The following is an 18213-nucleotide window of genomic DNA, read 5'->3' as shown; positions in this document are numbered from 1 at the left end:
CAGCGGCGAACCTACTGGAGGGGTGACCCTCCGGAAAAATAGCTCGGTGCCAGACCCTACTACACCCCTCGGTGGGGGTTTTTTGCGGGAAGAGAGGAGGCAGTTGCTGTCTCGTTAGGTAGAGGAGAGAGTCTATTCGGTTTCTACTCTACTGGACTCAAAAGCCGCACTTTGACTCAACCAAGCTTTAAGGTGATAGGTAGCTCGGCAATCGTCTTCGTTGTAGATGAGCGACTGCTCCAAGTAGCGGCGATCTCGTGTTTCCAGCCACTGGCTATACCAGTAGATGGAGTGAGCCCCATTGGCCTCGGGTAGTTGCCACTTGAACCCCAGCCAACGGGCGATGCTTTTTAGGGAGTAGCTCTCAACGGGCAGCACTACCGACCGCCGAACCCAGGTGTGTAAATCCACAAAGCGCTCCAACAGTTGCTGCACCTCTCGGGGATCCGTTTGGTACTGCTCCCCCAGTTGCCGGCAAGTCTGTACTTCAAAGCCATGGAAATGATAAATGGGCGCCTCAGGGTAACGTTGAACCAACTCTAGAAACTGTTGCCAGGCCTGTCCTTCCTCCTGTGGCTCGGCAGCTAGGCAACTGTAGTAGTTGACAACCTTGTGCTCCTCTGCTTGTTCTACCACGAGCAAGCCCAGCAGGTAAGCAACGTTGTGGCGGGGATCTGCCTCGATGTCGAAGTACAGCTCCACGGGCGCTGTCGGCAGAGCTGGGGGTGGGGATTGCAGCCAGAGGGGCTGGCGGCTGAGGGTGGCGCGGGCTTGGAGCTGTAGTTGCAGGGCCACGCGGGCTCCCAACTGGGGAATGGCCTGCAGCGTTTCCAGGGGGGCGTTGGCTAAGGCTTCAATTGAGTCGATCCCCGCCTTTTGCAGAAGGGGATAGCGGGATCTAGTTACACCCGGTAGCAGGCTGAGGGGCTGGGTGGTGGCGTTTAGCTGCCGACAGTAGTTCCGCCAGTGGCAGAGATGACAGCGGCTGCGGGCCATTAACACCTGGGGCGGCTCGGGTCGACTAAGGGAGCGCAGGTAATCTTGCAGCAGGCGGCGCACCTGAGCACGTCGTCGATCTAGCTCGACGGGGTACCATTCCTTGTCTTTCAAAATTAGAAAGCCGTGCTTGGGCACCTGCCCCTCCAGGGATCCAAGCAACTCGGCCTGCAAAGTCAACAACAGTTCGTACTCCGGCTTGGGGCGCTTGCCGAGGCGAATGTGCACCGGCAGGTAAACGGGCCGGTCTTGGCTGCGAAGGGCGGGATCCCGAATCAGGAGGTCCAGCGAGCTGCTTACCCAAACGGAACGAAACTCTGGAACAGCCCTAGTGGAGTCGTCCTCAGGGAGCTCAAGCTCTGTCTCAGGGGAAGAGGCGAGGGCAACTTCAGAGCTGGCAAGCTCCGCCTCAGCTTCCCAAAACAGCTCTGCTACAATCTGCCCGCCGTAGATCCGCTCCGCCCCTGCTGCCATAGCTGCCAGAAGGGCTTCATTGCCCGGCGCAACTTCTTCTCCCGGGAATTGCTCCAGCACAGCAGCTTGCAGAGTTTGGCGATCCCGACGCCATTGCTCCAGCAGGTTTTCCGGCGGCAGCTTGGCTTCTTGAGGTCCAAAGCGATCCAAGTAGGGCAGGCGACGACAGCGAAAAAAGGCCAGCACCTCTTCTGTGTCCACAGAACCCTGCTGGGCTGGTGCAAGCGGGAACTCCAAGGGCGGATGACCTCAGCTCTGCTGTCATTGTGACATGCCTTAAGCCTTGGGCTGCTGAGCTAGCAAGAAGTGGGCAATGAGGCGCTCAACCGTTGCGGCCTGGCGCTGGGCGGTTTCAGCTTGCTGCTGGCAGACGGCCTTGAACTCCTCCAGCCACGCGCTGTGCTCTTGCGTCATCCGCGCCTGCTGCTGAACGATGTCTTTTAACTGGGACAAGTCGTCTTTGATAGAGCTGACGGCTTCAACTAGGGTCAACACAGCGCCGACTAGGCGATCCAGGCGGAAGTCAATCTGATCAAATCGGTCTCTAGTCTGCATAGCGCCTCGCCTGAATGGTTATAGCTTGGTGCTTCGGGTAGAGCTTTGGCCTAGCCCCGCTCCTCAGCTGGATGTCAATTATTTTACAAGGGCGAGGTGAAAGCTCCGAGTGAGGAGGATCACAGCTGCCCAGGAGAGAAGGCCAACCCAACTGGCGTATGCTAGGGAAGAAAGACTTCTTTACACTGCAGATGGAGCTGATTGCAACCCCTCTTTCGATGGCCCCGACTCTGCCCCAGACCCAGCCGGCGGCAGTGGAAATGCAGGGGGTGTGGAAGCGCTTTGGGCAGCAGGTGGCTGTTCAGGACTTGAGCCTGCGGATCTTTCAGGGGGAGGTATTTGCCCTGCTGGGGCCCAACGGCGCCGGCAAATCCACCACCATCCGCATGCTCACTAGCCTCACGCGACCCAGCCAGGGATCCATCCAAGTGGGGGGCTACGACGTGGTGCGGGATCCCTTAGCAGTGCGGCGGCAAATTGGGGTGGTGTTGCAGCCTATTACCCTAGAGGCGGAGCTAACGGTTTGGGAGAACCTGGAGTTCCACGGCCGCATGCACCACATTCCCAACCCGGAGCGGCAGCGGCGCATTGACGAGTGGCTGGAGTACGTGAAGCTGGCCGACCGGCGGCACGACAAGGTGAAGACCCTCTCCGGCGGCATGAAGCGGCGCCTGCAAGTGGCCAGAGCCCTGCTGCACCAGCCTCAAATCTTGTTCCTGGACGAGCCGACGGTTGGATTGGATCCCCAAGCGCGGCGGCTGTTGTGGGAGATCCTGCGGGATCTGAATCGACAGGGGATGACCTTGCTAGTTACCACCCACTACATGGAGGAGGCCGAAGAGCTGTGCGACCGCATCGGCATCATGGACGGCGGCAAGCTGATCGAGCTGGGCAGCCCTAGTCAGTTGCGGGCCAAGTACGGGGAAGCTCTGCTGGTGCGCTCCCGACCTGGACAGGAGGTGAGCTACACCTTTTTCCCCAGCTTGGCGGAGGCCCAGCGGCAGTTGGAAGCTGAATCCGACAAAACCGGCCTGATGGTGCGCCCTGCCAACCTAGAAGATATCTTTGTGCGCTTGACAGGCCGTCGTCTGGATTAGCGCGCTTTTACTCTCAACCTCTCTCTCTTTTATGGCTATTTGAATTCCTCTCCTCCCTCCTTTGGAGTGGGGGGCTCAAACTTGTAGCCAACGCCGCGCACGGTGCGGATTAGCTCTGGCTGACTGGCATCAGTCTCTAACTTCTTGCGAATTTGGCCAATGTGGACATCAACGACTCGCTCATCTCCTTCATAGTTAAAGTCCCACACCTCTCGGATCAGCTCAGCGCGTCGCCAAACCCGTCCAGGGTAGCGGGCCATGGTGTAGAGCAAGTCAAACTCTAGAGCCGTTAGGCTAATGGGGCGCTGGTCGCGAGTGACTTCCCGGGTTTCTGGGTTAATCACCAAGGAGGCAAAGGTTAGAACGGGGGCGCTTCCTCCCTGGGCTTTCGTCCGCCCTCGGCGCAGGATAGCCTGCACCCGTGCTTGTAGCTCCGGTAGGGTGAAGGGTTTGGTCAGGTAGTCATCTGCGCCTAGCTGAAATCCTTGCAGCTTGTCGGCAGGATTCACTCGGCTGGTTAGCATCAATACATACACGCCAGTCTCCTTTTGCATCTGCCGGCAGAGGCTGTAGCCGCTGACATCTGGCAAGTTCAAATCCAAAATCACCAAGTCCGGCTGAAAAGTACGTAACTGCTGCAGGCCCTCGGCACCGGTTGCAGCCACCTCGACCGTGTACCCTTGGCGCTGCAAATACCGCTTGAGCAGCGTGCAAATGCTGGGATCGTCGTCGACAATAAGGATGCGGAACATAGCGGGGTAACTAGGAGGGGACAGGGCTGCAGAAAAGCTCTGCCAGCAGGACATATCCGGGCTGCAGAAAGCGGCAAACCCAGGCAGTTTTATTTATACAACAGACTGCTTCAGACTCTTATTGAATTGGCTGTTTGGCTTTCCTCGAGCCTCTGTCCCTGGGCAAATGAGTGGCAACCACTCCAGTTAGGCTGTCTGCAAAGAAGGGGAGTAACAACTTGCCGGCCAGGCCTTAGAGTGGCATGGTGGGGGTTTTTCCCAGAGGCTTATGTACTACGATCCCAACGCCGTCTTTCGCAAGGATATCCAGGTGGCCCTCTTCACCTGGGGAGTGCTAGAGCTGGTCTGTTTCGTCATCATGCCGTTCACGCGGGCCTACGAGTATGCGCAGGTAGCGGATTGGCTGTGGCCATCGCTGGTGCTGGGGCCAGCGGGGGCGGTGGTGGTGGCCTTTTGCTCAAAGCTCACGGTAGCTGCTAGTAACATCCCCGACCCGAAAAGGAAAAGGGCACAGCGGCAAATTGCTCAGGTAATCAGTTTCTTCGGCTTCTTGGGCTTGGCCTTGCCCCTGCTCCTAGCCGGCTGGACCTTTGGCCACGAAATTCTCACCACCGACTGGGAGAATATGTTCACCAAGTAGAGGCTAAACGTGCTGCTGAGCTTGCCCCTTGGGAGATAGCTTCCCAAGCCAGCACCCAGAGGCGAAACTAGAAGTAAGAAGTACTAGAGATGCTCTGGGGCTTGCAAGCGTTGGCAAGGCCCTCACTCTCGGCTTTTGGGAGCTGAGTTTTGGATGGCTAACTACCCGGTGCGAGGCCGTTCTTCTCCCGCGGTGGGGAGTTTTCCCTTCGGCACCCTAATGGCCCTGAGCCTCTCGGTTGGGGCCTTGGCTGCTCTGGGTTGGCAGGCGTGGCAGTTCATGGCCCCCCTGCTGGCTCCCCCTGCAGTGCCGCAGTTTCCTCGAGCGGTGCGGGTGGAGCCTTTGCCTAGACCGACAAGCTTGCCCTTTTCCCCCTCGGCTCGCCCTACTCAGAGGGAGTCTCCGCTGGCTGTAGGCAGCCTTGATTCCACTGCCTTTCCGCCTGGCAGCCGGGGGCGGGTGATCGAGCCTCTGGGTCTAGCCATCCGCAGCAAGCCCTCGGTGGAGGGAGCTTACCAAGGGGGAATTGGGGCGGGGGAAATAGTGACGGTGCTGGAGTACAGCGCCGATGGTCGCTGGCAACGGGTGCGGCGAGAGCTGAACGGCCAGGAAGGCTGGGTACGCGCTGGCAACCTGGGCCCCGTGGAAGGAGCAGCAGTTGCCTCGGCTCCACTTCCTGCAACTTCTAGGGTTGAATCTACGCCTAACTCTACCCCCTCGCCAATTCGGCCACTGGTAGAAACCAGCCTTGCTCCAGGTGAACGGGGACGGGTAATTGAGCCGATTGGCCTAGCGCTACGGGCCACTCCCGACCGGGAAGGAGCTTACATCGGTGGTGTGCCCATGAACGAGGTGGTGGAAGTGCTGGAATACAGCGCCGATGGCCGCTGGCAGCGCATCCGGCGGCAGAACGGGCAGGAAGGTTGGGTGCGGGCCGGAAACTTGGCGCAGGAGTAGTTTCTGGGGGATGCCCCAGCGGGGGATTGTAAGGGTGAAGAAATCTGTGGTTCGGTAGAGCAGGACTGCCTGGGCCAAGCGACAAATGCCGGCGCTGGAGGGTCCGTCGAAGGGCTACTCTCTCTGGATCAAGGGTAGAGCCTGAACAGCAAAAAGGGAGGCGGAGGGGATCCCATGTGTGCTCAAGTTCAGTCCTGAGCTGGCCCTCGTCTGTGGCGAGTAGGTGGGAGAAGAGCACAAGGGTCTTGTCCGGGAGGCCAGGTGGCGGACTGGGAAGCCGCCTTCCACTTCGACCACCTGTTTGGGAATGACAGGCTGCCCTTCAAGGACGGCCTCAAAGGCAGCGCTGGGGTTCGCCTGATTGCCTCGGCAGGACGGGGTTCTTGACGTAGGTCTTTGCCCTCAAGTCCCGTTGGCTTTTGTTGTCCTCTATCCTTTGCTTAGCGATGAACCCAGTCTGGCCAAGTCGCACCCTTTTCCACTCTTACTGGCAACTGAGCTGGCTGGCTTTTGGCTTGCTTCTGGCTGCCCCGGCTTGGGGACACGGGGTGGAGGCCTCTTGGCGAGCAGTTCCCACGTTCGAGATCCAGGCCCGCTACGATACAGGCGAGCCGATGCGTTCGGCGCAGGTAACGGTGTTTGCACCTAGCAATCCCAGCACTCCTTGGCAGGAGGGGCAGACGGACGCCCAGGGCCGGTTTTGGCTGCAGCCGGATCCGGAGCTCAAGGGCCTGTGGCAGGTGCACATTCGCCAGGCGGGGCACGGCGTAGTGGTGAAGGTGCCGGTTGGGGAGGCGTTAGGGATCCCCAGCCCTTCCTCCCCTGGCTTTGGGCCTCTGCAGCGAGGGGTCATGGCCGCCTGCGTTATCTGGGGCTGCTTAGGCACAGCGCTGTTTTTCTTGCGGCCCCGCCCTGCCGCCTCTGTGGGTGGAGAACGGCCAAGCTCCGAAGTCGGCGCTGCTACTCTAAGGCAGGACTAGCCATGCACATCAGTGAGGGCCTTTTGCCAGCGCCGCTGTGGTTAGGAGGGTATAGCGTCACTGCCTTGATCACTGGCTACAGCCTGGGCCGCCTGCAGCGGCTGGAAAAGGATCCCCGCCGCCAGCTCCCCAAGGCAGCGCTGCTGACAGCGGCTTTTTTTGTCGCCTCCTCCATTCACCTGCCCTTTCCTCCAGCCAGCCTGCACCTGCTGCTCAATGGCCTAATGGGCGTGCTCTTGGGGGTCTTGGCCTACCCGGCCATCCTGGTGGGCCTGTTCTTTCAGGCCGTGGCTTTTGGGCATGGAGGGCTGACCACCCTGGGGATCAACGCCGCCATCTTGGGGATCCCGGCGCTTCTGGCAGGAGGGATCTTTCAAGCCAGCCGGCGGCGGCTGGGAACGGGCTGGGCTGCCTTTTGGGCAGGAGCTGCAGGGGTGGTGCTGGCGGCGCTGCTATTTTACGGCGTGGTGCTGGCGGCGCTGTACAGCGAGGGGATCCCTTCCACGTCCGCAGAGCGCTTGGCCCTGGCCGGCTTGATGGCAGCTCATCTGCCGCTGGCAGGGGTGGAGGGGCTGTTTACCCGTCGGGTGGTGCTGTTCTTGCAGCGGGTACAGCCGCAGCTTTTGGGGGAGGATGAAAAGCTCTAAGGCTAATCTGCCCTGCCCGCCTCTCGCCTCCAGGAGTTTTTCCTCCCCTTGGCTCCACCGCTGGCGGCCTCTGCCCAAGGTGGTTGGCCTACTGGCATTGATGGCGGCTTTTGCCCAGGTGCAGCGCTTGGCCTTGCTACCCCTAGTTTGGGTGTTGGTGGCTCTTCTTTGGGCGCTCTCCGGCTTGCCCCTGCGCCGAGGGCTAAGACGGCTGGCCGCCCCAGGAGTTTTGTTGATAGCCTTCGTCCTCTTCTTGCCTTTTGCCGTTGGGGAGACCTTCCTCTGGCAGTGGGGCTCCTTGGCTTTGCGCTGGGAGGGGCTGGAGAGGGCGCTTTGCCTTGGCGGGCGCAGCCTGGCGCTGTTGGCCCTGGCAATGCTGCTGGGGGAGACCACCCCTCTGCCGGCCCTGTTGGCAGCCCTAGGGGCTTTGGGGATCCCCGACCTACTCCTGGAACTGGCTTGGCTAACCCAGCGCTATTTGCAGGAGGTGGCTACCCAGTGGCAGCGGATGCAGCGGGCAGCTCGGCTGAGGGGCTGGCGACCGCGGGGATCCCTGTGGCGTCCGGACCTGGCCTTGCGACAAGACCTTCCCTTCCTGGCTGCTGCAGTGGGCACTCTCCTGGTGCGCAGCTACGAGCGCTCCGAGCGGGTCTATCAGGCGCTGCGCCTACGGGGCTATGGAAGAGCGCTTCTGCTCCCAGAAGAGAGGGCAGGAGATCCCTGGAGCTGGGCGGCCACTGGGCTGGCGGTGGCTGTGGCTCTCGGCTTGGTGTGGGTTCAATTTGGGGGTTATCCCGATTGAGCTGGTTGGCAGGGGAGTTAGACAAGGTGGACAGTCCTCCTCCCCGCCTTTAGAAGCGAAACCCAACTAGAACTAGAATAGGAAGGCCTCAATTTTCCCAATTCATTTGTTGTCTATTGTTGCCATTCTCTCGGCCTCTCCTGTGGCTATGAACTGGTTGGAAACCGCTCTGCCTACGCCCTCTCGCAGCCCTGCCGCCTCCCCAAAGGAAGCGCCGGCTGTTGCCGTTGTGCACCTGGGCTGTGAGAAAAACCGCGTGGACACGGAACACATGATGGGCCTGCTGGCCCAGGCGGGCTACCGGGTGGAGGGGGATGAAGAAAGCGCCGACTACGTCATCGTCAACACCTGCAGCTTCATCGAAGCGGCGCGACGGGAGTCGGTCAGCACCTTGATGGAGCTGGCAGTCCAGGGCAAGAAGCTCATCATCGCCGGCTGCTTGGCGCAGCACTTCCAGGAGGAGCTGCTGCGGGAGATCCCAGAGGCGGTGGCCATTGTGGGCACGGGCGACTACCACCAAATCGTCCAAGTTATGGAGCGGGTGGAGCGGGGAGAGCGGGTTAATGCCGTCACCTCCAGCTTGGACTACATTGCCGATGAGACTGTCCCCCGCTATCGCACTACCCACGCGCCAGTGGCCTACCTGCGGGTGGCAGAGGGGTGTGACTATCGCTGCTCTTTCTGCATCATCCCCCACCTGCGGGGCAAGCAACGCTCTCGCCCCATCGAGTCCATCTTGCGGGAGGCCGAACAACTGGCTGCAGAAGGGGTGCAGGAGCTGATTCTCATTTCCCAGATCACCACCAACTACGGGATCGACCTCTACGGGGAGCCGCGGCTGGCTGAGCTCATCCGTGCTCTGGGCAAGATCCCTATTCCCTGGGTCCGCATGCTCTATGCCTACCCTACGGGCATTACTCCGGCAGTGGTAGAGGCCATTCAGGAGACCCCCAATTTCTTGCTCTATCTGGATCTGCCGCTGCAGCACAGCCACCCCGAGATCCTCAAGGCCATGAACCGCCCCTGGCAGGACCAGGTCAACGACCGGTTGATCGAGCGGCTGCGTCAGGCCCTACCCACGGCCGTGCTGCGCACCAGCTTCATCGTCGGCTTTCCTGGCGAGACAGAGGAGCACTTCCAGCATCTGTTGGACTTTGTGCAGCGCCACCAATTTGACCATGTGGGGGTGTTTACCTTTTCTCCCGAAGAAGGCACGCCTGCCTACCACCTTCCTCACCAAGTGCCTGAGCGCGTCAAAAAAGAGCGCCGCGCCCGCCTGATGCAGCTGCAGCAGGAGATCGCCTTCCGCCGCAACCGCGAGCAGGTGGGGCAGGTGGTGCCTGTGCTCCTGGAGCAGGAAAACCCCCGCACGGGCGAGTGGATTGGCCGCTCCCCCCGCTTTGCCCCTGAGGTGGATGGGGTGGTGTATGTGCGCGGGCCGGGATCTCTGGGATCCCTGGTGCCGGTCCAGATTACGCGGGCCGAGCCCTACGATCTCTTCGGCCAGGTGGTGGAGGCGCCGCAGGGCTTTAGTTGGAGTGGGCGGTAGAATAGCAAGTTGGACTCCAGCGGGAATAGGATGACTAGTTCTGAGGAGCTGAAACAGGCGGCAGCCCAGGCAGCAGCCCAGCGGGTACAGTCAGGCATGGTGGTGGGCCTGGGGACGGGCTCCACAGCCGCCTTTGCAGTGAGCGCCCTAGCCCAGCGCATGCGAAAGGAGGGGCTGCAGTTCATTGGGGTGCCCACTTCCGAGCGCACGGCAGAACAGGCCCGCTCTCTAGGGATCCCGCTGGCCACGCTGGAAGAGCAGCCCCGCTTGGATCTGGCCATCGATGGAGCTGATGAAATTGAGGTGGGATCCCTCAATCTCATCAAGGGGGCAGGGGGAGCCCTGCTGCGGGAGAAACTGGTGGAGGCCAGCGCCGCCGAGCTAATCATCATTGCCGACGCCTCCAAGAAGGTGGCGCAGCTAGGCACGCGCTTCCCAGTGCCGGTGGAGGTGGTGCGCTTTGGCTGGAAGACTACCCTGGCGCGGGTGGAAGCCCTGGGCTGCCAGGCGGTGCTGCGGCGCACGGCCGACGGGGATCCCTACCTCACCGACGAGCAGCACTACATCCTCGACTGCCAGTTTGGCCCTATTGCCGATCCAGCCAAGCTAGCTGAGCAACTCAAAGCAACGGTGGGGGTAGTGGAGCACGGCCTGTTTATCGGCATGGCCACCGAGGCCATTATTGCTGGCCCTGGAGGGATCGAGACGCTGCGGCGGCCGTAGGGGCCAGTTCGGCTGCCAGTAGGATTGCCTGCTTGAGGCTCTCGGCGCGGGCCACCCCCTGTCCAGCTATGTCAAAGGCGGTGCCGTGGTCAGGGGAGGTGCGAATAAAGGGCAGCCCCAGGGTTAGGTTGACGGCTCGGTCAAACGCCAGCAGCTTCACCGGGATCAGGCCTTGGTCGTGGTAGAGGGCCAGGTAGGCATCGGCCACGGCGGGAGACCCTTGACCATACCAGGCTTGGGCGGGAGCTAGCCACATCGTATCGGGGGGGAGCGGCCCCCAGATTCTGGCGTGGGGATAGGTACCTAGCAGCTCCGCCAGCCACTCCTGTTCTTCTGAACCCAGTTGCCCCCGTTCGCCGGCATGGGGGTTGAGGCCAGCCACGGCAATTACGGGATCGCCAATCCCAAAGAGCTCGCGCAGGGATCCCGCCAGCAAGTCCAACTTCCTACGCACCAGCTCTGGGGTGAGGGTGAGGGGCACCTGGCTCAAGGGGATGTGGGTGGTGGCCAGTAGAACCCGCATCTGCCAGCCGCTGTGGGGAGAACGGGCCACAAACAGCATGCCGTAGTGCTCGCGCCCGCTGAGCTGGGCCAGTACTTCTGTTTGGCCGGGGAAGGGGTAGCCTGCTTGGTGCCAGAGGTATTTGGCAATGGGGGCGGTCACGATCCCCTGGAACAGGCTTTGCAGCGCCCCTTCAACAGCCGTTTTCAGGTAGACAAAGCTGGCCGCTCCGCTCTGGGCATCCCCCCGGCCCACACGAGAGAACTCTAGGTGGAAGCCGCTGCCGCACTCTAGGACGGGGATCCCTGCCGGGTCAGCTAAGGGATCTGTCACCCCTTTTGCCTTCAAGAGACGGTAGGTAGCCTGCAAAACCTGCCGCTCGCCCACCACCGTTATCTGGGCGCAGGCCTGCACCTGGGGATCCGCCAGCGCCTTGAGCACAATCTCCGGCCCAATCCCCGCTGGATCTCCCAACGTCAGGGCGAGCTTTGGCAGCACTAGGCTCACAGGGGCGTTCCCGATTCCTTTCCAATTTTTATCCCCCCGAAGGGGGAGCTAGGAATAGAGTGTTCACTTCGGTTTCCAATTTCTAGGAGTCTCCCCGAAGGAGGAACTCTACCCCCATTAAAGCCAAGCAGGGCAAGGGGTACAAGACCCATTCGCAAGGGGGTCGGTCAAAAGGGCAAAAAGTGGCCTTGGAGAGGGGGGTGAGAGCCTGAAAGCCTTGTAGCGCAAGGCATCGAGCGGGTAACGAAAAAATGGGCCTTTGCGGGATTTTTGGAGGCGCTCGCAAAGGCGTTGATACCGTTGTTTTGCAAACATCCCAAGCACAGGGATACGTAGGTCTGGGGGTTAGCCGCGCAGGCGACCGGAGCGGAGGATGCTCAGGATAAGCCACAGGCCCAACAGGCTGGCGGCGCTAAAAAGCAGCTCGCTCAGCCAGAAGACCTGAAAGCGGTGGGTTTGCGCCAAGAGGATGGCGGCACCGAGGGATCCAGCGGATCTGGTTGCGCCGTGCCGCCTGCAGGATCTCGGAAAAGAGCTGGCTAAAATCCAGCTCGGCAACACTCAGGGTGTAGTACTGCTGCAGGAGACGCTCGTATTTCCTCTGCAGTTGGGCCAGGCTGACGGCGGGATCCCGCAGGCTGCCCCCAGGACTTTCTGGCAGGGCCAGTTCCAGAGTCAGCTCGGCACAGCGCTGGGCATCCAGGCTGACGATAGCCAAAATCAGCTCCAGCACAATCTGCTGTGGGCGGGGATCCAGCCGCCCAATCATGCCGCAGTCCAAGAGAGCGAGGCGACCAGAGCCCAACCGGATGGATCCCGCTGCCGCCGCTTCCGTGTCAAGGCTGCTGAAGACCTGCTCCAGCGGCTGGCGCAACTGCTGGCGCAGCAGGATCTCCACCGCGTTTCAGGGCACAGGGGGCACATTGCTCTGCAGGCTGCTGAGGGCTCGATGTACTCCCGCGGCAGCAGATCGAGGCGGGTGCTTAGCAACTGGCCTAGCTTCACGTCAACCAGCCCCAAATCCACCAGGATGTTGCGCAGCACCAGAGGCGGCGGCAGTTGCGGCTCTTCCGCCTTGCCCAAGGAGAGCAAGCGCCGCATGTAGTCCCAGGATCTCCGCCTGCCGGGCGCTGTTCCGGGCCAGCCGCGCAAAGACCACCCCTTTTCCACCCTCTTCCAGGCTTGCCTAGAAACAGCAGCTTAGAAAAAGGGCACAGGAGCCACGCGACGAGTCCCGTCCCAGCCGCTGGTCAGCCCCTCCCGCAAGACCCGCAGCACTTCGTCGGTGCTGGCGTTGGGCTCGGCAAAGGAGAAGAGGTGCTTATAGCGCAGCCTCCCTTCGCGATCGACAACAAACTGGCCCGGCAGGGGCGCCCCTAGGGCTTGGCCAACGCCGTAGAGCCGAAAAGTTTTGCACTCTGGATCCACCAACAGCGGATAGGGCAGTTGCAGGTCGGCTTGGATCTGTTGGCTTTGCACCGGGTCGGTGCTGGTAACCATCAGCAGCTCTGCTCCCAGCGCCCGGATCTCTTCGTAGCGGGCCTTCAGCTCCTGGATGTGGGGGTAGCAGAAGGGGCAGAAGAGCTTTTCCGTAAAGATGCGGGTAAAGGCCAGAACCACCGGCTTGTGGCCGCGGTAGTCTGACAGGCGCACGGGATCCCCTTGCACGTTAGGCAGCTCAAAGTCGGGAGCCAGCTCGCCAATCTGCAGAGAGTTGTTGGCTGGCTGGGGGATGAAGTTTTCGAAGAAGCGACGGTTGAACAAGCCGCTGTTGCTGGTCATGGCAGTTTTTTACGTTTCTTTACTCCCTGCCACCAGCCTAACCCAAAGCCTCGGCTACTGCCTTTAGCCGCCGCAGTTGCGCCCGCATGTCGTGCCGGGTCAGCTCTGCTGCCACGAGATGAAACCCTGCCGCTACCCAGGGGTTGGGGATGCAAAACTCAAAGCGGTTGACCAAGAGCGTCCCCGACGCTTGGGGGTGGCACTCCCAGCGGTCAGTGCCCTGAAAAAAACCCTCGAACTGCCACTCCACCAGGCCCTCGGCGCGCTCGACAATCACGCAGTCCAAGCTGGGGGAGACTAGAGGCAGGCGTAGGAAAAAGCGGTAGCGGCTACCCAATTGTCCCGTGGGGGATCCCAAGGCTTCACATCCCAAAAGGGGGTTAAGCCAGCGCCGCATCAGCTCGGGGTCGACTAGGCAGCGCTCCACCTGGGCCACGCCAGCGGCAATTGCAATTGCTTGGGTATAGACGGGCATGCTCTAAGGAGCAGCAGGCGGCGCTTCGCCAACAGGGGCAATGGTACTCAGCAAAATCAAGATATCGCGGTACTCCACCTGATCCGGCCCGCGGCGAGGGGATCCCAGCTGGATGACTGCCTGCTGGAGTGGTCTGTCGGGGCGGGGGGGAGACTCGAACACTAGCGTGCGGATGCCGTTGGCCTGCTCAACATCGGAGAGGGGATCCCAGCCCCGGCCCCAGAGGGTGCGGCGGTAGTAAGCGGCAATCTCCTCCAGAGGCTGAGAGGTCTTCAGGATCAAGGAAGCCAATCCCCCCTCCTGATCCCAAATCTGCCCGGAAGAGACGACGGTGGCGTTGGGCAGGCGCAACTGCTGCGGGAAGTGGGGAGGAAGAGCGCGGGTGTCGCCCACAGAAGCCTCAAAGTGGGTGCCATCTTCACCGATGTGGCGCAGCACTGGATCCGGCTGGGCAGCGGCAGGAGGTTCTGTAGACGGCAGGAGTCGACAGGCGGTCAGCAATACCGGCGCCAGACAAGCTAGAAGTTGCACCTGGGCTGGGCAAAAGTGTCCTCTCATCGGTCAGCCAGGGATCCCTCAGGTGGGTTATAGCGGATCCCTGTTCTTGCTCACAAGTTGTTGTCAGGGGGGTGGCTCCCCGGCTGCACAAAGGCAATTGCAGAGCCTAAGATAGGTAAGGCTGCAGATCCCTGCCAGGGATAGGGTGGAGAGGTGTCCGAGTGGTTTAAGGAAGCAGTCTTGAAAACTGCCGTGGCGCAAGCCACCGTGGGTTCGAATCCCACCCTCTCCGTTACCACGTAGTCCGATGACATCCACCCAGATCCAGCCAGCCCTTGTCTAGAAGGGCTTCCAGGCTTTTCAGTGTCCAAGATAGACTGACAGAATCCACTGTAATCCGGGCTGAAGTGGGACATGACCAGGGACACAAAAGCCAGGGCGGGACATGGCTCTGTCGGAGATAGTTATCAGGAATGCCAAACCCAAGGACAAGCCCTACCAGTTGCCAGACAAAGAAGGGCTGTACTTGGAGGTGAAGCCCAACGGGTCGAGGCTCTGGCGGTTTCGCTACCGATTCCGGGGCCAGGAAAGACGGCTCAGTCTTGGCGAATATCCGTACATCCCTCTGAGAGAGGGCCGCAGTATGTACGGGGGGCCCAGCAGTTGGCTGCTATCAACACGTTCACAAGCCTTTCGGGTTCCAGCTTCCTACTGCTCTAGGCTTTGCAACAAAATGTCCCGTATCTCGCCTGGGTGACGGGCCACCTTCCACTGCCAGCGACCGAACGCGCCATGCGTATTGACGGCTTGCACCCACTCCTCGAGATAGCACCGCTTCACCCGGTCTAGTTCAGTGTCCTGTCCCTTCGTTTCCAGAATGAGCATGTCGCCATTGGCAAGCCGCACAAGAAAATCTGGCCGATACTTCCGCACCACGCCACGATAGACGTAAGGCACCTCGAAGCCCAGATGGTCGTTTTTTGCCCAGGCGCTCACGGCACTGCTATTGTCCAGGACGAAAGCGTCCGACGCCTCCCAGGTGCTGTCGTAGACACAGACGTTGATGTGTGACTTGCGCGTGCGTTGGCAGGGTTTGCTCGTGTACCAGGTACGCATTTGGCCCGTCGAGCGGATAGGGTGATCGCGGTCGAAGATCGGAGTAAGCCGCTCTGTGTTTTCCTGCCGCACCGCCTCGCACACATGTTGCACAATCCGTGACATGTTGAGGGTGATGATCAACCGACGGCGCAGTTCGTCCTGATAAAAAAGAGGTGGGGAGATCAAGATGCGGTCAGAGCGAATGAACTGCTCCACAATCCGCACCAACTGCGCCAGCAAGATTTCGCGACTGCCTTTCCAGCTTTGCTTGATTTGATCGAACACGTTCCGGGCAGTTTCGAAAATGATGCGCTGGGTGCGAAACTCCCGGGCCAACTGCTCCAGTTCGATGCGGCTGATTTGAGTTACGTCTGGCTTGCCTTCGAGAATTGGTGCCAGTTCGGCCACCTGCGGTGTCTGGGCCGCGTTCAGCTCCAAGGGCTGCACCTTCGACCAATCAAGAGTCAATACTGGCTGAAGTACGCGCTCGATACGCACCACATTCGGCCAGCGGATCTCAAACTCCGCTTTGGCTGGATCCGGCTCTACCGCAGTCTTGGGCGTTGGCGGCGGTGGCGGGCCATCTCCGCTATTCTCATGCGGTAAGAACGTGAAAGGCACGCCGAAGATGTTGACGTACTCGGGCTCAAGCAGCCCGGTCTGTGGGTTGATCTCGTAGGATGTGCGGCGCAGGCCCCGGCCTACAACCTGCTCGCACAGCAGTTGCGAGGTAAAGGCCCGCAGCCCCATAATGTGCGTCACCGTCTTGGCGTCCCAGCCCTCGCTCAGCATCCCGACGGAAATGACGTTCTGGATCTTCTCGCCTGGCTGCCCCACCTTGCCAACCGTATCTACGATCTTCCGCAAAAGTTCCGCCTGTTCTGCCTTGGTTAGCCTGCGCTCGACGGGTGCCTCTTCCTCCTCCCCCTCCTCGGTCTCGTTCGACGCCTCTACTGTTACCGCGGACTCTTCCTTTGCCTCAGCCTCTTCTAGCACCTTCGAGTCGATATGCAGGATTCGCTCCGGGTCGCATAGCTCGTCGATGTGAATGCTCCGCGAATCGAAGGCGTGCTTGACCCGCGCTGCTGTCTCAGTTCGGTTACAGACGGTGATCATCACAGGCGGCAGGCGGCGTGGGCAGGCCGGCCGCTTTCCAGGCTCTCCATGTCTCACGCCAGTCGTAGCCCAGCAGGTAATAGGCGTTCAGCACCAGATCCGGCAGCGGCTCGTGGGGTTCGGCGCGGCGGTTGAGGTCGTCTCTGACTTCTGGGTCGTTGTAGATGTGGTAGAGACGGGATTTGTAGGTTTTGGCGTCCGGCACGGCGTCGTCGCGCACCACCACACGCGGCGTCTTGACTAAGCCGGATTCGATTGCGTCGTTGAGGCCAAAATCACTGACAATCCAGCCGAACAGGGTCTCCTCGCTGCTCTTTTTTCCCGATGGTGCAAAAGGGGTGGCGGAAAAGTCGTAGCAGGTCAGAATGCCTCGTGAGCGATGCAGACGATCCAGCCCGCCTACCCAGACTGTGGCTTCCGCAGCGCTGTCTTTCAGGTCGCGAGCGCGCAAGGACTTCCCTTCAGCTTCCTGGTTGACGCGCCAGGCGTGGTGCGCCTCATCGTTGATGACTAGCAGATTGGAAGCATTTGCCATCTCGCCTAGAACTTCACGGGCATAGGCTTCGTCACTTTTGACGCCGCGCTTGTCCACGCTTTTGCGCTCCCTGATTTGCTCTTCGCTCTCCCAAGCCAGGGCGTGCCAGTTGCGCACCAATACCTTCCCTTGGCGAAGCTTATCGAGGAAGGCGGGGGGCACGATGGAAAACACCTCATAGTAGTTGCCCTCAGCGGCTGGCTCGAGGACAGCCAGTCTCTGCTTCACCGTTAGTCCCGGCGCGATGACCAGCACGTTTTTCGAAAAGCGCGCATCTTGGGGATTGGCCACCTTGTTGAGGATGTGCCAGGCAATCACCATCGCCATCACGATGGTCTTGCCCGTACCCGTTGCCATCTTGCAGCACCGACGCAAGAAGGCCCCGCCGTCACCTGGGATCTCAATGCCCACCCGCTCGGCAGGCGGCGCCTCGGTCAGCCAAATGAGCGTCTCTGCCGCCTCCAACTGGCAAAAGAAAAAGCGACGTCTGTCGAACTCCTCGGGGTCGTGCCAGTACTCCAAGAGCCGCCTGGTGATGGTGGTAACGCCGGGATAGCCCGCCTCGCGCCAGGCTTTGACGCGGGGTCGAATTTGGTTGACAAGCGGGATCTCGACGAAGATGCCCGGATCGTCGAAAGATTTTGAACCGGGAGTCGCCACCACGTAGCCCGCCGGGCGGCGGCCCTCTACCAGCTCGAAGGTGCGCGTCTGGCGGTCGTAGTGCCAGTGGTATTTCGGCTCTTCGTAGGGCGAGTTGATAATCAAGCGGTCAATCGTAGTCCGGGCCATCGCCTTTCTCCCGTTCCGTTGCTGCACTGACTTCTTCCGCTGCCCAACAGCGAATCTCTGTCAGCAGACTTGCCACCTCTTGTTGGGGAATAGGCGCAAATTCTGTGTCGTCGTAGCGAAAGGCAACAGCAAAGGGGTTGAGTTGACGGAGTTGATCTTCCCCAACCGGCAACGAAATGCCCCGGTCGTTGAGCAGACGCGCTAGCTTGACCAGGTCATGGGTGCGTGTGAATTCAATCTGTTGGGCAAACAAGACTGCCTTGAGAGATTTCTCTACCGCTTGCTGGGCATGGAAATAGAGGATAGCAGGGTGAACCTCGGGGTCTTTTTTCAACACTTCAAATGCCTTGAGGTCGCGATCCGCCAAGCGCAGGGATCGCCAGGCCTCTTCAAGATGGGGCTTCATAGAGGGCTCTTCCCTCCTTGCGTGCCCAGTACAGCACCGTGCCCGGCACCTGACTGCGCCGTTGGTATTCGGCCTCAGAATAAACCAGCAGATCGATCCCTGGGCCAAGCGAGCCTACAGCTTTGTGCAAGCGGATCATTTCGCTATACGGGTCGGGCACTTCTGGTTCGACCACTATGAGATCCACGTCAGAGCCAGCGTCGGCATCGCCACGGCCATAGGAACCAAACAAAAGTATGCGGCTGGGCTGCGCTACTGCCACGATTCGTTGAACAATTTCTTGCAGAGCTTGCTCGTCCATCATGGATCCACTTTTACGACCTTCAGGCTCTC

22 protein-coding genes and 1 tRNA gene are annotated in these 18213 nt (G+C 60.5%); 11 read left to right on the top strand and 12 right to left on the bottom strand.

Annotated features, from left to right (window positions below; translation table 11 throughout):
- Positions 1 to 132 precede the first annotated feature (132 nt).
- Both NW807_RS06140 and NW807_RS06135 read right to left on the bottom strand, forming a co-directional pair.
- A complete protein-coding gene (locus NW807_RS06140; protein ID WP_414425568.1) occupies positions 133 to 1671 on the bottom strand; it encodes a TM0106 family RecB-like putative nuclease in 1539 nt (512 codons plus the stop codon).
- 75 nt (positions 1672 to 1746) lie between these two features.
- Positions 1747 to 2025, bottom strand: a complete 279-nt coding sequence (locus tag NW807_RS06135) for a hypothetical protein (protein ID WP_414412026.1) — start codon at positions 2023 to 2025, stop codon at positions 1747 to 1749.
- Positions 2026 to 2243: 218 nt separating this feature from the next.
- Between NW807_RS06135 and NW807_RS06130 the strand changes: the two genes are divergently transcribed.
- Positions 2244 to 3122: an ABC transporter ATP-binding protein gene (locus NW807_RS06130; protein ID WP_414406098.1), complete on the top strand. Its 879-nt coding sequence runs from the start codon at positions 2244 to 2246 to the stop codon at positions 3120 to 3122.
- A 35-nt stretch (positions 3123 to 3157) separates the two neighbouring features.
- Here NW807_RS06130 and NW807_RS06125 read toward each other — a convergent pair whose 3' ends face one another.
- Positions 3158 to 3874, bottom strand: coding sequence for a response regulator transcription factor (locus NW807_RS06125; protein ID WP_414396291.1), 717 nt, complete (start codon positions 3872 to 3874; stop codon positions 3158 to 3160).
- A 268-nt stretch (positions 3875 to 4142) separates the two neighbouring features.
- Between NW807_RS06125 and NW807_RS06120 the strand changes: the two genes are divergently transcribed.
- The 8 genes from NW807_RS06120 to rpiA all read left to right on the top strand — a co-directional run bounded on the left by NW807_RS06120 (position 4143) and on the right by rpiA (position 10172).
- Positions 4143 to 4514 (top strand): hypothetical protein, encoded by a 372-nt coding sequence (locus tag NW807_RS06120; RefSeq protein ID WP_414396293.1) that lies wholly within the window; start codon positions 4143 to 4145, stop codon positions 4512 to 4514.
- A gap of 153 nt (positions 4515 to 4667) precedes the next feature.
- Positions 4668 to 5471 (top strand): SH3 domain-containing protein, encoded by an 804-nt coding sequence (locus tag NW807_RS06115; RefSeq protein WP_414425567.1) that lies wholly within the window; start codon positions 4668 to 4670, stop codon positions 5469 to 5471.
- Between the two features lie 261 nt (positions 5472 to 5732).
- Positions 5733 to 5858: a hypothetical protein gene (locus NW807_RS06110; RefSeq protein ID WP_414406100.1), complete on the top strand. Its 126-nt coding sequence runs from the start codon at positions 5733 to 5735 to the stop codon at positions 5856 to 5858.
- Between the two features lie 59 nt (positions 5859 to 5917).
- Positions 5918 to 6451 (top strand): carboxypeptidase-like regulatory domain-containing protein, encoded by a 534-nt coding sequence (locus NW807_RS06105; protein WP_414425566.1) that lies wholly within the window; start codon positions 5918 to 5920, stop codon positions 6449 to 6451.
- A gap of 2 nt (positions 6452 to 6453) precedes the next feature.
- Positions 6454 to 7098 carry a cobalt transporter CbiM gene (gene cbiM, locus NW807_RS06100; protein ID WP_414425565.1) on the top strand — a complete coding sequence of 215 codons (645 nt, stop codon included), beginning with the start codon at positions 6454 to 6456 and terminating at the stop codon, positions 7096 to 7098.
- The gene (cbiQ, locus tag NW807_RS06095; RefSeq protein ID WP_414425564.1) at positions 7085 to 7900 is read left to right on the top strand and encodes a cobalt ECF transporter T component CbiQ; all 816 of its coding nucleotides are present in this window, start codon (positions 7085 to 7087) and stop codon (positions 7898 to 7900) included. Before cbiM ends, cbiQ begins: the two co-directional genes overlap by 14 nt.
- Before the next feature lie 229 nt (positions 7901 to 8129).
- Positions 8130 to 9449: a 30S ribosomal protein S12 methylthiotransferase RimO gene (gene rimO / locus NW807_RS06090; RefSeq protein ID WP_414425569.1), complete on the top strand. Its 1320-nt coding sequence runs from the start codon at positions 8130 to 8132 to the stop codon at positions 9447 to 9449.
- A gap of 30 nt (positions 9450 to 9479) precedes the next feature.
- On the top strand, positions 9480 to 10172 hold the full coding sequence (gene rpiA / locus NW807_RS06085; RefSeq protein WP_414396308.1) for a ribose-5-phosphate isomerase RpiA: 693 nt from the start codon (positions 9480 to 9482) through the stop codon (positions 10170 to 10172).
- Here the strand turns inward: rpiA and pdxA are convergent.
- From pdxA to NW807_RS06060, 5 genes are all read right to left on the bottom strand, one after another.
- On the bottom strand, positions 10129 to 11181 hold the full coding sequence (gene pdxA, locus NW807_RS06080) for a 4-hydroxythreonine-4-phosphate dehydrogenase PdxA (RefSeq protein ID WP_414425563.1): 1053 nt from the start codon (positions 11179 to 11181) through the stop codon (positions 10129 to 10131). The two genes, rpiA and pdxA, sit on opposite strands and share 44 nt — an antisense overlap.
- Positions 11182 to 11593: 412 nt before the next feature.
- The gene (locus NW807_RS06075) at positions 11594 to 12079 is read right to left on the bottom strand and encodes a hypothetical protein (protein ID WP_414425562.1); all 486 of its coding nucleotides are present in this window, start codon (positions 12077 to 12079) and stop codon (positions 11594 to 11596) included.
- Between the two features lie 302 nt (positions 12080 to 12381).
- Positions 12382 to 12963, bottom strand: coding sequence for a peroxiredoxin family protein (locus tag NW807_RS06070; protein WP_414396314.1), 582 nt, complete (start codon positions 12961 to 12963; stop codon positions 12382 to 12384).
- A gap of 37 nt (positions 12964 to 13000) precedes the next feature.
- On the bottom strand, positions 13001 to 13438 hold the full coding sequence (locus tag NW807_RS06065; protein WP_414425561.1) for an SRPBCC family protein: 438 nt from the start codon (positions 13436 to 13438) through the stop codon (positions 13001 to 13003).
- 3 nt (positions 13439 to 13441) lie between these two features.
- A complete protein-coding gene (locus NW807_RS06060) occupies positions 13442 to 13996 on the bottom strand; it encodes a hypothetical protein (RefSeq protein ID WP_414425560.1) in 555 nt (184 codons plus the stop codon).
- A 147-nt stretch (positions 13997 to 14143) separates the two neighbouring features.
- On the opposite strand from NW807_RS06060, the gene NW807_RS06055 reads away from it, so the two are divergent.
- Positions 14144 to 14228: transfer RNA gene (locus NW807_RS06055), tRNA-Ser, on the top strand.
- Between the two features lie 153 nt (positions 14229 to 14381).
- A complete protein-coding gene (locus NW807_RS06050) occupies positions 14382 to 14693 on the top strand; it encodes an Arm DNA-binding domain-containing protein (RefSeq protein WP_414419933.1) in 312 nt (103 codons plus the stop codon).
- Here the strand turns inward: NW807_RS06050 and NW807_RS06045 are convergent.
- From NW807_RS06045 to NW807_RS06030, 4 genes are all read right to left on the bottom strand, one after another.
- Entirely contained in the window at positions 14645 to 16153 is a 1509-nt protein-coding gene (locus NW807_RS06045; RefSeq protein WP_414425559.1) for a hypothetical protein, read from the bottom strand. The genes NW807_RS06050 and NW807_RS06045 overlap by 49 nt on opposite strands.
- Positions 16134 to 17474 (bottom strand): DEAD/DEAH box helicase family protein, encoded by a 1341-nt coding sequence (locus NW807_RS06040; protein WP_414425558.1) that lies wholly within the window; start codon positions 17472 to 17474, stop codon positions 16134 to 16136. Before NW807_RS06040 ends, NW807_RS06045 begins: the two co-directional genes overlap by 20 nt.
- On the bottom strand, positions 17455 to 17880 hold the full coding sequence (locus NW807_RS06035; protein ID WP_414396324.1) for a HEPN domain-containing protein: 426 nt from the start codon (positions 17878 to 17880) through the stop codon (positions 17455 to 17457). The genes NW807_RS06040 and NW807_RS06035 overlap by 20 nt, the downstream gene beginning before the upstream one ends.
- Positions 17864 to 18213, bottom strand: a 350-nt coding sequence (locus NW807_RS06030; protein ID WP_414425557.1) for a nucleotidyltransferase domain-containing protein, incomplete at its 5' end; no start/stop codon positions are given. The genes NW807_RS06030 and NW807_RS06035, both read right to left, overlap by 17 nt.

This window comes from Synechococcus sp. R70.1 (assembly GCF_047461675.1).
GTDB lineage: Bacteria > Cyanobacteriota > Cyanobacteriia > Thermostichales > Thermostichaceae > Thermostichus.
This window is presented reverse-complemented; position numbering and strand designations above follow the sequence as displayed.

Excerpts from the sequence above, each read along its gene's own strand:
- NW807_RS06070 (WP_414396314.1), bottom strand. The coding sequence starts at position 12,963 with ATGACCAGCAACAGCGGCTTGTTCAACCGTCGCTTCTTCGAAAACTTC.
- NW807_RS06120 (WP_414396293.1), top strand. The coding sequence starts at position 4,143 with ATGTACTACGATCCCAACGCCGTCTTTCGCAAGGATATCCAGGTGGCC.
- NW807_RS06050 (WP_414419933.1), top strand. The coding sequence starts at position 14,382 with ATGGCTCTGTCGGAGATAGTTATCAGGAATGCCAAACCCAAGGACAAG.
- NW807_RS06065 (WP_414425561.1), bottom strand. The coding sequence starts at position 13,438 with ATGCCCGTCTATACCCAAGCAATTGCAATTGCCGCTGGCGTGGCCCAG.
- NW807_RS06040 (WP_414425558.1), bottom strand. The coding sequence starts at position 17,474 with ATGGCCCGGACTACGATTGACCGCTTGATTATCAACTCGCCCTACGAA.
- NW807_RS06115 (WP_414425567.1), top strand. The coding sequence starts at position 4,668 with ATGGCTAACTACCCGGTGCGAGGCCGTTCTTCTCCCGCGGTGGGGAGT.
- cbiM (WP_414425565.1), top strand. The coding sequence starts at position 6,454 with ATGCACATCAGTGAGGGCCTTTTGCCAGCGCCGCTGTGGTTAGGAGGG.
- NW807_RS06135 (WP_414412026.1), bottom strand. The coding sequence starts at position 2,025 with ATGCAGACTAGAGACCGATTTGATCAGATTGACTTCCGCCTGGATCGC.
- cbiQ (WP_414425564.1), top strand. The coding sequence starts at position 7,085 with ATGAAAAGCTCTAAGGCTAATCTGCCCTGCCCGCCTCTCGCCTCCAGG.
- NW807_RS06125 (WP_414396291.1), bottom strand. The coding sequence starts at position 3,874 with ATGTTCCGCATCCTTATTGTCGACGACGATCCCAGCATTTGCACGCTG.
- NW807_RS06035 (WP_414396324.1), bottom strand. The coding sequence starts at position 17,880 with ATGAAGCCCCATCTTGAAGAGGCCTGGCGATCCCTGCGCTTGGCGGAT.
- NW807_RS06130 (WP_414406098.1), top strand. The coding sequence starts at position 2,244 with ATGGCCCCGACTCTGCCCCAGACCCAGCCGGCGGCAGTGGAAATGCAG.
- NW807_RS06105 (WP_414425566.1), top strand. The coding sequence starts at position 5,918 with ATGAACCCAGTCTGGCCAAGTCGCACCCTTTTCCACTCTTACTGGCAA.
- NW807_RS06060 (WP_414425560.1), bottom strand. The coding sequence starts at position 13,996 with ATGAGAGGACACTTTTGCCCAGCCCAGGTGCAACTTCTAGCTTGTCTG.
- rpiA (WP_414396308.1), top strand. The coding sequence starts at position 9,480 with ATGACTAGTTCTGAGGAGCTGAAACAGGCGGCAGCCCAGGCAGCAGCC.